General features: G+C 59.4%; 11 protein-coding genes and 1 riboswitch. Of the genes, 5 read left to right on the top strand and 6 right to left on the bottom strand.

The window, feature by feature from the left end; translation table 11 throughout:
* Nucleotides 1-65 precede the first annotated feature (65 nt).
* Complete coding sequence (thiC, locus tag AB7M22_RS29550) at nucleotides 66-1,955, bottom strand: phosphomethylpyrimidine synthase ThiC (protein WP_007902586.1); 1,890 nt, start codon at nucleotides 1,953-1,955, stop codon at nucleotides 66-68.
* A gap of 165 nt (nucleotides 1,956-2,120) precedes the next feature.
* A riboswitch (TPP riboswitch) is annotated at nucleotides 2,121-2,226 on the bottom strand.
* A gap of 191 nt (nucleotides 2,227-2,417) precedes the next feature.
* On the opposite strand from thiC, the gene AB7M22_RS29545 reads away from it, so the two are divergent.
* Complete coding sequence (locus AB7M22_RS29545) at nucleotides 2,418-3,857, top strand: TolC family outer membrane protein (RefSeq protein ID WP_454188618.1); 1,440 nt, start codon at nucleotides 2,418-2,420, stop codon at nucleotides 3,855-3,857.
* Between the two features lie 107 nt (nucleotides 3,858-3,964).
* Here the strand turns inward: AB7M22_RS29545 and waaA are convergent, their stop codons facing one another.
* On the bottom strand, nucleotides 3,965-5,242 hold the full coding sequence (gene waaA / locus AB7M22_RS29540; protein WP_454188617.1) for a lipid IV(A) 3-deoxy-D-manno-octulosonic acid transferase: 1,278 nt from the start codon (nucleotides 5,240-5,242) through the stop codon (nucleotides 3,965-3,967).
* A 22-nt stretch (nucleotides 5,243-5,264) separates the two neighbouring features.
* Nucleotides 5,265-6,155 (bottom strand): LysR family transcriptional regulator, encoded by an 891-nt coding sequence (locus tag AB7M22_RS29535; protein WP_007902583.1) that lies wholly within the window; start codon nucleotides 6,153-6,155, stop codon nucleotides 5,265-5,267.
* Between the two features lie 103 nt (nucleotides 6,156-6,258).
* Here AB7M22_RS29535 and AB7M22_RS29530 point away from each other — a divergent pair, with 103 nt between their 5' ends.
* The 4 genes from AB7M22_RS29530 (at nucleotide 6,259) to AB7M22_RS29515 (ending at nucleotide 9,773) form a co-directional block, all read left to right on the top strand.
* The gene (locus AB7M22_RS29530; protein ID WP_008004867.1) at nucleotides 6,259-6,591 is read left to right on the top strand and encodes a DMT family transporter; all 333 of its coding nucleotides are present in this window, start codon (nucleotides 6,259-6,261) and stop codon (nucleotides 6,589-6,591) included.
* A 199-nt stretch (nucleotides 6,592-6,790) separates the two neighbouring features.
* Nucleotides 6,791-7,966, top strand: coding sequence for an NAD(P)/FAD-dependent oxidoreductase (locus AB7M22_RS29525; protein ID WP_454188616.1), 1,176 nt, complete (start codon nucleotides 6,791-6,793; stop codon nucleotides 7,964-7,966).
* Complete coding sequence (locus AB7M22_RS29520; protein ID WP_454188615.1) at nucleotides 7,963-8,775, top strand: aldo/keto reductase; 813 nt, start codon at nucleotides 7,963-7,965, stop codon at nucleotides 8,773-8,775. Before AB7M22_RS29525 ends, AB7M22_RS29520 begins: the two co-directional genes overlap by 4 nt.
* Nucleotides 8,776-8,807: 32 nt before the next feature.
* Nucleotides 8,808-9,773, top strand: coding sequence for a metal ABC transporter ATPase (locus AB7M22_RS29515; protein ID WP_454188614.1), 966 nt, complete (start codon nucleotides 8,808-8,810; stop codon nucleotides 9,771-9,773).
* A 63-nt stretch (nucleotides 9,774-9,836) separates the two neighbouring features.
* On the opposite strand, the gene AB7M22_RS29510 is transcribed toward AB7M22_RS29515, so the two are convergent.
* From AB7M22_RS29510 to AB7M22_RS29500, 3 genes are all read right to left on the bottom strand, one after another.
* Nucleotides 9,837-10,658 (bottom strand): hypothetical protein, encoded by an 822-nt coding sequence (locus tag AB7M22_RS29510; RefSeq protein ID WP_454188613.1) that lies wholly within the window; start codon nucleotides 10,656-10,658, stop codon nucleotides 9,837-9,839.
* Between the two features lie 67 nt (nucleotides 10,659-10,725).
* Nucleotides 10,726-11,430: a hypothetical protein gene (locus AB7M22_RS29505; protein WP_454188612.1), complete on the bottom strand. Its 705-nt coding sequence runs from the start codon at nucleotides 11,428-11,430 to the stop codon at nucleotides 10,726-10,728.
* Between the two features lie 3 nt (nucleotides 11,431-11,433).
* Complete coding sequence (locus tag AB7M22_RS29500) at nucleotides 11,434-12,408, bottom strand: glycosyltransferase family protein (RefSeq protein ID WP_454188611.1); 975 nt, start codon at nucleotides 12,406-12,408, stop codon at nucleotides 11,434-11,436.
* Nucleotides 12,409-12,501: the final 93 nt, after the last annotated feature.

The following is a 12,501-nucleotide window of genomic DNA, read 5'->3' as shown; positions in this document are numbered from 1 at the left end:
CAGTCTATGTGGGAGCGGGCTTGCCCGCGATGAGGCCCTTTCAGGCCCCACCCTTTCGGATCAGATCAAACCTTCTTGTACAACTGACTACCTTCCTGCTTGAACCGCTCGGCCTGATCCGCCAATCCCTGGGCGACTTCGGCATCGACGGTTTCGATTCGCTGGTTGGCCGCGTATTCACGGACTTCCTGGGTGATCTTCATCGAGCAGAATTTCGGCCCGCACATGGAGCAGAAGTGCGCGACCTTGGCCGAATCCTTCGGCAGGGTTTCGTCGTGGTACGAACGCGCGGTGTCCGGGTCCAGGCCCAGGTTGAACTGGTCTTCCCAACGGAATTCGAAACGCGCCTTGCTCAAGGCATTGTCGCGAATCTGCGCGCCCGGATGCCCCTTCGCAAGGTCGGCAGCGTGAGCGGCGATCTTGTAAGTGATGATCCCGGTCTTCACGTCATCCTTGTTCGGCAGGCCCAAGTGTTCCTTCGGCGTCACGTAGCAAAGCATCGCGCAACCGAACCAGCCGATCATCGCCGCACCGATACCCGAAGTGATGTGGTCGTAGCCTGGGGCGATGTCGGTGGTCAGCGGGCCGAGGGTGTAGAACGGCGCTTCGTCGCAGCACTCGAGCTGCTTGTCCATGTTCTCTTTGATCAACTGCATCGGCACGTGGCCCGGGCCTTCGATCATGCATTGCACGTCGTGCTTCCAGGCGATCTTGGTCAGCTCGCCGAGGGTTTCCAGCTCACCGAATTGTGCCGCGTCGTTGGCGTCGGCAATCGAACCCGGACGCAGGCCATCGCCCAGCGAGAAGCTGACGTCGTAGGCCTTCATGATTTCGCAGATGTCTTCGAAATGCGTGTAGAGGAAGTTTTCCTTGTGGTGCGCCAGGCACCACTTGGCCATGATCGAACCGCCACGAGACACAATGCCGGTCACGCGTTTGGCGGTCAGCGGCACGTAGCGCAGCAATACGCCGGCGTGGATGGTGAAGTAGTCGACGCCCTGCTCGGCCTGTTCGATCAGCGTGTCGCGGAACAGCTCCCAGGTCAGGTCTTCAGCGGCGCCGCCGACTTTTTCCAGGGCCTGGTAGATCGGCACGGTACCGATCGGCACCGGCGAGTTACGGATGATCCATTCGCGGGTTTCGTGAATGTGCTTGCCGGTAGACAAGTCCATGACCGTGTCCGAACCCCAGCGAATGCCCCAGGTCAGTTTCGCCACTTCTTCTTCGATGGACGAACCCAAGGCGCTGTTGCCGATGTTGCCGTTGATCTTCACCAGGAAGTTACGGCCGATGATCATCGGTTCCAGTTCGGTGTGGTTGATGTTGGCCGGAATGATCGCGCGACCGCGGGCGATTTCTTCACGGACAAATTCCGGCGTGATGATTTTCGGCACGCTGGCGCCGAAGCTGTGACCGGCGTGTTGCTGGTCAAGCAAGCCTGCGGCACGGGCCACTTCCAGCTTCATGTTTTCGCGGATGGCGACGTATTCCATCTCGGCGGTGATGATGCCTTTGCGGGCGTAGTGCATCTGGCTGACGTTGGCCCCGGCCTTGGCGCGGCGCGGATTGTTGACGTGGGCGAAACGCAGTTTGGTCAATTCCGCATCGGCCAGGCGTTCCTGGCCGAAGTTGGAACTCAGACCTGGCAGGCGCTCAGTGTCGCCACGGGATTCGATCCACGGCGAACGTACATCGGCGAGACCTTTGCGTACGTCGATGATGACGTTGGGGTCGGTGTACGGGCCCGAGGTGTCATACACCACCACCGGCGCGTTGATTTCGCCGCCGAAGTCGGTCGGGGTCACGTCCAGGCTGATTTCGCGCATTGGCACGAGGATGTCGGGGCGAGTGCCCTGGACATAGATTTTTTGCGAGCGGGTAAACGGCTGAACCGATTGCTGATCGACCTTGGCCGAGTCACTCAGGTTGGTTGCGATTTTTGATTTTGTAGTCATCACGGGCTCTCCAGACACACATCCAGGCAGTGGATTTTTGTCGGAGCGAACCTGTAAACGAATGGACGCACGGGCGCTGGGGAAACCAGCCGTGCTGTGCTCAGTGCTCGAGGGGTGTTCGATTGTCGAACAACATCCCGGACGAAGCACAAGAGGACTCGCCGGGTGACGAGAAATCTTGTTCCCTACGCAGGCGCTAACCTGATCAGGTTCAACGGGATCCGAAATTATTCGATCTCAGCCTCATAGCAAGGCACCCCGACAAGAACCCGGCCAGTCTAGACACAACCGGCAAAGAACGCCAACTCCGCAGCAAACACCATGATGAATGGCGCAATTGCAGGATTGTTGCCTTGCCTGCGTGCAACTACACTCGCTACGCCGTGCCGCGCCTTGACGCTGCAGGGCGCCGCGCCGTAGCCTTGGCGCTCAAATTATCAGCGTAATTTTAGGGATGGCCTCATGCTGCGCAAACTCTCACTGGCCCTTGCCGTGTCTTGTGCGTCCAATGGAATGGCCTGGGCAGCAGAAGCGCCCTTATCGACCAAGACTGACCTGGTCAGCGTCTATCAGGAAGCGGTGGACAACAACGCCGACATCGCCGCTGCCCGCGCCCAATATGGCGCCCAGAAGGAAGTCGTGCCCCAGGCTCGCGCCGGCCTGCTGCCCAACCTGTCAGCCGGTGCCGATCTGAACAACACCCGTACCTCGATCGATCAACCATCGGTGACCGCGACCCGCAGTGGCACGGTGTATCAGGCGACTCTCGCGCAGCCGATTTTCCGCGCCGATCGCTGGTTCCAGTTGCAGGCCGCCAAGGACGTCAACGAACAGGCCGCCTTGCAACTCTCGGCCACCGAACAGAACCTGATTCTGCAAAGTGCCGAAAGCTACTTCAACGTGCTGCGCAGCCAGGACACCCTGGCCTCGACCAAGGCCGAAGAAGCGGCATTCAAGCGGCAGCTCGACCAGTCCAACGAGCGCTTCGACGTTGGCCTGTCCGACAAGACCGACGTGCTGCAATCCCAAGCCAGTTACGACACGGCACGGGCCAACCGGATTCTCGCTCAGCGCCAGGTGGATGACGCGTTCGAAGCGCTGATCACCCTGACCAACCGTCAGTACAACTCGATTCAGGGCATCGTCCACACCTTGCCGATCCTGCCGCCGGCACCGAACGATGCCAAGGCCTGGGTCGACACCGCCGCCAAACAGAACCTGAATTTGCTGGCCAGCAACTATGCAGTAAGCGCCGCCGAAGAAACCCTCAAGCAGCGCAAGGCCGGGCATGCGCCCACCCTGGATGCGGTCGCGCAATACAAGAAAGGTGACAACGACGCCCTCGGTTTTACCAACCCGAGCCCGAACGGCGTGCGTTACGGCGGCGATGTCGAGCAGCGCACGGTTGGCCTGCAATTGAGCATCCCGCTCTACAGCGGCGGGCTGACCAGCTCGCAGGTGCGCGAGTCCTATTCACGGCTGACTCAGTCCGAGCAGCAACGCGAAGCGCTGCGTCGTCAGGTCGTGGAAAACACCCGCAATCTGCACCGCGCAGTGAACACCGACGTCGAGCAGGTGCAGGCCCGCCGACAATCGATCATCTCCAACCAGAGCGCGGTGGAAGCGACCGAAATCGGTTATCAGGTGGGGACGCGCAACATCGTCGACGTGCTCGATGCCCAGCGTCAGCTGTACACCTCGGTGCGTAACTACAACAACACCCGCTACGACTACATCCTCGACAACCTGCGCTTGAAGCAGGCCGCCGGCACCTTGAACCCGGGGGATTTGCAGGACCTGACGCGTTACCTCAAAGCCGACTACAACCCGGACAAGGACTTCCTGCCGCCGGATCTGGCCAAGGCTGCGGCGGAGCAGTTGAGGGCTAATCCGGCTCAGTAAAAGCAAAAGATCAAAAGATCGCAGCCTTCGGCAGCTCCTACATTGGGATTGATGTACATCCTGTAGGAGCTGCCGAAGGCTGCGATCTTTTTTTCAGGCGACTCGGTCTAACGCTCGATCAACCTGCCCAACCCATCCAGCAACCGTTGCAACGCGCCCTGATTGGTGCGCATCACTTTCAGCCCCGCCTCTGCCATCCGCTGCGCATCGCTCGGCAATTCGAACAGCCGCTGCACCGCCAGCGCCAGACTTTCGGCATCATCGACCTCGGCCAACGCCCCGGCGCTGCGCAACTGCGCGGCGATTTCGAGGAAGTTGAACAGGTGCGGCCCGCTGAGCACCGGTTTGGCCAATGCCGCCGGCTCCAGCAGATTATGGCCGCCGTTGGGCACCAGGCTGCCACCGACGAACGCGCTGTCGGCCAACGCATAGAGAAACAGCAACTCGCCCATGGTGTCGCCCAACAGCACCGAAGTGCCTGCGGTAACCGGCTCACCCGTCGAACGCCGCACCGTGGCGAAACCCTGCTGCCGGCACAACTCGAACACCGGGTTGAAACGCTCTGGATGGCGCGGCACCAGAATCAGCAGCGCATCAGGATGATTGGCCAACAGCCGACGATGGGCGGCCAGCACCACCTCGTCTTCACCTTCATGGGTACTCGCGGCGATCCACACCGGGCGCTCCTGTGCCTGCCACTGCGCACGCAACTCGGCGGCACGTTGCAGCAGTTGCGGGTCGATGGTCAGGTCGAACTTGATCGAACCGGTCACTTCGACGGTTTCCGGGCGCGCGCCCAAATCCCGGAAGCGCTGCGCCTCGGCTTCGGTCTGCACCGCGAACAGGCTCATCTCGGCGAGCATCGGCCCGGTCAGTTTATGGAAGCGGCCATAGCCTTTGGCCGAACGCTCGGACAGTCGCGCATTGGCCAGCGCCACGGGAATCCCGCGTTTGGCGCATTGGTGAATATGGTTGGGCCAAAGCTCGGTTTCCATGATCACCGCCAGTTTTGGCCGGGCCCGATCAAGAAATCGCTTGGCTGCGCAAGGCAAGTCGTAAGGCAGATAGCAGTGTTGGATGCGCGGCTCGTTGGCGAACAACGCCTGGATGCGCTCGGACCCGGTCGGTGTCATGCAGGTGACGGTGATCGGCAGCGTCGGGTAGCGTTGCAACAAGGCGCGGATCATCGGTGCCGCGGCGATACTTTCGCCCACCGACACCGCGTGCACCCAGATACCGTCCGGCTTCATCGCCGGCAGCGCGAGGGAGAAACGCTCGCCAATGCGCTTGGCATACGCCGGCGCCTTGCGCGCCCGCAGCCAAAGCCGAATCGCTACCAATGGCAGCCCCAGGTAAAACAGCGCGGTGTAGAGAGTTCTATTCATGGCGGCGGAGTTTATCGGTTTTTTAGCCGATCGCCTGCAAGTGCACGGCAAAACGTTCCGCCAGCCAACGGGCCGCCGGGCCGAGGGGCTCGTCGCGACGCCAGACCAGTTCCACGATCAAGGCCGGCGGCGTCCATTCGCTGGCCAGTTCGACCATCTGATTCTGGTACGCCGGGTACTGCACCACATGGCGCGGCAACCAGGCCCAGCCAAGGCCGCGCATCACCCATTCGGCCATCACATAGAAACTGTCGGCGCGCCAGACCTGCGGGCTGGCCGGCTCACTGCCTGGATAGACGCTGGATTGCGTGGACATCAGCAACTGTCGATGCTGCGCCATTTGCTGGCAATCGACGTGCGCCTGCTTCGCCATGGGATGCCCGACGCCGCACACCGTGACCATTTCGACGCTACCCAGCACCCGCCGCTCGAGGGCTTCGGGAATTTGCTCATGATAAAACAGCAAACCCAGGTCAGCCCTGCGCTCCACTAGCTTGCGCGCAACATCCCCCTGGGCGGCGCTGGTCAGTTGCACTTCGAGACTGGGAAACTTTTCTGCCAGAGCCTCGAAGCTTTCAACCACCGCTTGATAGGGCATTGCCTCGTCCTGAGCCACACGCAGGCTCGCTTCCTGGCCGCGCATCATCGCCAGTGCCCGGCCATTGAGGCGCTCGCATTGGCGCAGCACTTCCCGCGCCTCCTCAAGCAGGGCGGTACCGGCTTCGGTGAGTTTCGGCTGACGACCACTGCTACGATCGAACAGGCTGACACCCAGGTCCTCTTCCAGCAGCGCAATCGAACTGCTGACCGCCGACTGTGCCTTGCGCTGATCCCGCGCCACCGCGGAGAACGAACGCTGTTCCGCGACGCTGACAAACAAGCGCAGCTGTTCCAGATTCCATTGCATGTTCATGGCTCAACCCATCTTCAGAACAGATAGGTAATGACTTTACCGCATCTGGCGAATCTCTAGAATGCCGACCTCAGAGAGCAACACTTCATACGAGGATTGACCCATGACCGCTTACTACTACCTGGCTATCGCCATCTGCGCCGAAGTGATCGCCACCGTTTCGATGAAAGCGGTCAAGGGTTTCAGCACGCCACTGCCGCTGCTGCTGGTCATCGTTGGTTACGGCATTGCTTTCTGGATGCTGACCCTGGTGGTGCGCAGCGTTCCGGTGGGCGTGGCCTACGCGGTATGGGCCGGCATGGGCATCGTGATGGTCAGCGTCGCGGCGCTGTTTATCTACGGGCAGAAGCTGGATGTGCCGGCGATGCTGGGGATGGCGCTCATCGTATTGGGTGTCGTAGTCATCCAGCTGTTCTCGAAGACCGCGGGACACTAAGGCCCTAAGCACTTTCCATTGTGGGAGCGAGCCTGCTCGCGATAGCGGTCTTGCATTCAACCCTTATGTTGCATGTGCCGGCCCCATCGCGAGCAGGCTCGCTCCCACAGGTTTTGCATCCATCCGCTTGATCAACCAACAATCCCCTTTTCTTCGAGTCTGTATACTGCGCCCTCGTCTTGAACACTGAGGTCGCTGCATGCCATCCGTTATTTCCACCGACGTTCTGATTGTCGGCGCTGGTGTCGCCGGCCTCTGGCTGAATGCGCGTCTGCGCCGTCAGGGTTTTTCGACCGTGCTGGTGGAAAGCGCCAGCCTTGGTGGCGGGCAGAGCGTGAAGTCCCAGGGCATCATCCACGGCGGCGCCAAGTACGCGTTGCACGGCGCCCTGACCGGCGCCTCGGAAGCCATTGCCGATATGCCGCGTCGCTGGCGTGAAGCGCTGGCCGGCGACGGCGAGCTGGATCTGTCCGGCGTACGTCTGCTGTCCGAAGCCCATTACCTCTGGTCCCCCGGCACCCTCGCCGGCAACCTCACCAGTTTCTTTGCCAGCAAAGCCGTGCGCGGGCGGGTCGATCAGGTCAAGGGCGAGCAGCTACCACCAGCCCTGCAAGACAAGCGTTTCAAGGGCAAGGTCTATCGCCTGGCGGAACTGGTGGTTGACGTTCCGAGCCTGATCCAGCGCCTGGCTGAGCTGGCCGGCGACGGTCTGCTTGCTGGTCAGCACATCGAACCGCTGCTGGAAAACGGCGAACTGGTCGGTTTGAAAGTCGACGAACGTGAGATCCGCGCCCAGCGCATCGTCCTCAGTGCAGGGGGCGGCACCGCCGACCTGCTCACGGCGCTGGGCCTGAGCCAGCCGGCCATGCAGCGCCGCCCCCTGCACATGATCATCGTCAAGGGCCCGGGCCTCAAACCGCTGTACGCCCATTGCCTGGGCGGCGGGCCGAAGCCGCGCATCACCGTGACCACCCACCCGGCCGCCGATGGCCAATGGGTCTGGTACCTGGGGGGCGACATCGCCGAAGCCGAAGGCGTGGCCCGCGATCCTGCAGCGCAGATCGCCACCGCGCAGAAAGAACTCGGTAACCTGCTGCCGTGGATCGACCTGAGCACCGCGCAGTGGGCGACCTTGCGGGTCGACCGCGCCGAGCCGCTGCAATCGGGCCTGACCCGCCCGGACAATGCCTTCCTCGCCGAGCAGGATCGCCTGCTGGTGGGCTGGCCAACCAAACTGGCCCTGGCGCCGGACTTCGCTGACCGGGTCATCGCCTCACTGCAGCGCGACGGCATTCAGCCGAGCCATCCGGCACCACTGCCGGACCTGCCGAAGCCGCCGATGGGCGTCCCTGCCTGGGAGCAACTGCTGCCATGAGTCAACCAACCCTGCACGATCTGCATCGCCCTTTGGGCAGCACCGGCCTGCTGGTTTCGCCCCTGGGCCTGGGCACGGTGAAACTTGGCCGCGATCAAGGGGTGAAGTACCCCAACGGTTTCCAGATCCCCGGCGATGACGAAGCGCGCATGCTGCTCAAACTCGCGCGCGACCTGGGCATCAACCTGATCGACACCGCACCGGCCTATGGCCGCAGCGAAGAGCGTCTCGGTCCGTTGCTGCGTGGTCAACGTCAGGACTGGGTGATCGTCAGCAAGGTCGGCGAAGAGTTTGCCGACGGCCAGTCGAGTCACGACTTCAGCGCCGCCCATACTCGCCTGTCGGTTGAACGCAGCCTGCAACGTCTGGAAACGGATGTTATCGACCTGGTGCTGGTGCATTCCGACGGCAACGACCTGGCGATCCTCAATGACTCCGAGGTCTACGCAACCCTCGCCGAGCTCAAGCGCGAAGGCAAGATTCGCGGTTTCGGTTTTTCCGGCAAAACCGTCGAAGGCGGCTTGAAGGCTCTGGAACAAGGTGATTGCGCGATGGTCACCTACAATCTGAACGAACAGAACGAGAAGCCGGTCATTGACTATGCTGCTGCTCACGGCAAAGCGATCCTGGTCAAAAAAGCCTTGGCCAGCGGCCACGTATGCTTGAGCCCGGGTGTGGAGCCGGTGCGCGCCAGCTTCGAGTTGTTGTTTGAACACCCGGGTGTGGCCAGTGCTATTGTCGGGACCATCAATCCGCTGCACCTCGCCCACAACGTTGCGACCGTTGCCCAGGTCCTTCGTAGCAATTGATGCCGCCCATGCGGCCTTAAGCAGGAGCCGACATGCCGCGTACGCTGATAAGAAAGAACCCGAGCAACTTCAAGACCCTGCCGTTATTCGTCGAAGCGACACCCGAAGGCTTGAGTTACCAGAGCGTCGGGATGCCGCTGAATTTCTCCCAGACTTTGCAGCGCCGCCGTCCGGTAACGGTGCCCGACAGCGAGCGGTTTGCCCTGGAACTGGCGAACCTCGGGGTTTCGGTGCGCCTGACCCTGCATTGGCAGAATCGCGATTACTGGGTGTTGGTGCGTCAGCGTCGGCAGGACCGCGGCGATGTGGTGCTCAAGCTGATCTCGGGTTATGTGCCGGCCCATGAACTGAATCTGCCGCTGCACACGGCGACCCAGGAAATTGCCGAAGAGTGCCTGTTGGAAACCCCGGAAGGCTGGCTCAGCGGGCGTTTCAACGACACCTGGCTGCCCGCGCCCTACTCGTCCGCCCTGCATTACCGCGAAGCCCTGCCGTTTCGCCTGACACCGCTGTCCGGTTCGGCGCGGCCGGTGCGCTGCGCCAACATGCCGCTGATCGAGCGCCCGCGGGCCTATGTGCATTTGCCGACCGCGTCGCTGCAATTGATCTATGACTTGCGTCTGGACGTGCCCAAGGAAGCCAAATCCCTGAGCCTGTTCCATGTGGACGAACGGCTGGAGGGCGATCAATTGGTGGCCCGGCTCGATCGCAAACGCCCTGATTTGTATCTGATGCCACTTGAAGATGGGGTGCCCCTTCCCGAGCTGTATACGCTCAAGCGCGATAAGCTTTTACCGGCCAGTACCCGTGGACTGTATCTGGCAGAGAGCTTTGCTATCCAGGAAGGCTGGGTAGTGCGCGAAGAACGTATTCGCTGGAAGGACTGGATTGCACAACAAGGGGTGGGGGTACCGAAAGCCCGGCAACAAGGGTTGAAGCAACTGAGCGTCAAGGCTCTGCGACTGGTGAGGCTGGTGCAGGGAACACTGCGTAAATAACTGTGAAGTTGTCGTGGGCGTAAGTGAGATTCTTACAGTGGAGGTACGATCAAAAACCACCTCTCACGGGGCTTCCGTCTTGTCCGATCGTTGCCTGTCCATGAACGTGCGAAACTGCGCAAACAGATGAAAGTAGCGATTCTCGCGCTTGCCCATACCCCGCTTGGGAGAGAACGACTCATCAGCAAATGCACCCGTGATACGAACACGGGACGCCTTGGTATCCATGGTGCAGATCCTGGCGCCAGCCTGTTGCAGCACGTATTTGAGCAGCCGTTCGGAATGTAACTTCCTTCCTGTCGCCTTACAGAAGTCGAAGATGTGCTCAATCCTTTTCCCATAAGCCATGTAGGTATCCCGTCCACAAATGGCAAAACGATCATTCAATCCTCCCCACCACTGCCAATCAGGGATGTAAGTATTCAACCGCCTGGCATTGGGGTGCTTGAACACATAAGTGGGAAGCGGTGTGTGATAGAAATTATCCGGTCGCACGAATACTACGAAATCAGGATTGAAGGACTCCATCATGGCGGTGACGGTGTGCAGCGAATTCAGCTGATAGATCAGGTTGCGAAGTGATGCGTGCTCATCAGCCCACGTATCGCCGAGTGCTTTTACTTGTTCAAAATTCCAATGCTCCAGAACACCTTCCGTTGAGGTGAGTCGGCCGGTCATAGACTCAAAGGCCTCATAGTTGTCCGCCGCCAGCGCCCCCCTCTCACCTGAACGTGCGTTCTGGATTTCGTCGATTTTATAGAGATGATAAAAGCACTTTACGTTGCTGTTCGAAGGCAGCTGTGCAAGAACGTTTTCTTGAATGGAGGGAAAGCAGATTTCCGAATTTCTTGGAATACCAAAAAAAGCCACCGCAATATTTAACACTCGACAACACCCCTGAAAAAACCGAGCCTTTTCGGCGCTCTAGTAGCGACCAGTCACAAGCCATGATTTATTTGCGACGAAGCAATACTTGCCACCAACTACGACGCTGCAGAGGCACGACGATGACGTCCGACTTCTGCAACCAGTCCCGCTCATAGTCCCAGGCATGCCCGCCCCAGAGTTTTCCCGCTTCGTTGGAAAAACCTAATGTCATCAGTTGGTAGGTATAACCGGCGTGACTGCGCAGCCAATCGAACAGCACCAGCGCGTTGAAACCAGTGGACGGTCCAACATAACGTTTACCTCCTGGTCGATCGACCGGGTAGTTCCACAATGCCGGTAACGGTATACGCTCCCAATAAAGAGCCACTCGCGGCAAAGGACACATTGCCTCCGTGCTTCCCACCAGCATCGTAAAACAACGCCCGCCAGCGTTTTCAAAAAGGCGCTGCACTTCAGGCCCATAGGGAAGGCCGAAGAAGTAGGCGTCCGGTGCATTGAAACCATGTACGAATACATTGACGCTCTGCGGGCAAAGCAGTCCCGATTTAATACAGGTGTTGAAGCTGACCACTACGTCATCAATGCCTATATTCAACGCTTGGAAATCGGTCGACGTGATAGCCGGATTATTGGCTATGAGCACAACACGAGCGGCCTTGCGCAAGCACTCTTTCAGCTCCTCGGGCAGTCCATCCATAACAGACTGGTGCCCACCAGGCATCGTATCCAGCGCTACTTGCTCACAAGCTTGAGGCTTTTGATATTCCATCATCTACTCCGGAACCTTCATCCCGTGGCGTACCCTCACCCACAGGCGAGTGAACGATGAAGGTGGTTGCCAAGGACGCATTTCGCGCTGTATCTCGGTGGCCAGCGTACGCCCCACCCGGGCAAAGGAATACTGGCTCTGCGCGAATGTCTGTCCGTTACTGGCGATACGAGCCGTCAGCAAAGGATCACTCTGCAATAGCTCGAGTTTTTCCACAGCTTCATCTTCGGAGCGATAGAACACCGTGTTGTGCATATCCCGAAAGCCCAGCAACTCGTCTTCTTCGCCCTGGCTCCAGGCCAACAGTACACAGCCACACGCCATCGCTTCAAAGTTCTTGATCATGAATTCGTTCATGCCGATATCGGCACTGACAAAAATCTTGATGCGATTGAGCATTTCCAGGTACTCGGTGCCTGACTTGGTGCGGGCGACCAGCATGCCAGTGCGCTGAGAAAGCGCTTCAAGGAGTGCCTTGCGTTGCGCATACTCGGTACTTTTCAGACTGCCCAGAAAACCGATCGGAATGTCTCGGACACCGTCCATGTTATGCAGCATCTGTTCGTCATATCCTTTTGAAACGAACACTGCATCAATATTTTCAGCTTGCATCCGACGCGCAACAATAGCTCCAGAAACCAGTACGCGAGCACTTGGGAGACGGCTGTACAGGCGCGAATATACCCGTAGGTATTTACTCTCGGGCATGTAGTTCTGATAGGCGTCATGCTCGAGGAAAATCAGACCGGGAATACATTTTAGAACACTGAGCTGCGGGGCGAGACGCTTGACTCTGGAGAAAATCACGACCCGATCGAAGTTCTGATAATTGACCGAGGCGAGAAACGGACCAAGTTTCATCTGCTGTTTTTTGCTCAAACGATAGACGACACACTCATCGCAGTTCTGCTGCACGATCTCATACAGCCGATCCAGAATGACTCGTTGTTCGTCCATCACCAGAAGCATGACTTTCATTCATTCATTACCGAGACAAAAGCAGCTAAGCGCGGGTTCGTACCGGCCAACATCAACGGGAACGGTTATACCCTCAGGGTAAAACCGCTCACA

Source organism: Pseudomonas sp. ADAK2 TE3594 (genome assembly GCF_053628675.1).
Note: the sequence above shows the minus strand (reverse complement) of the source record. Positions and strands in the feature narration are given on the sequence as shown.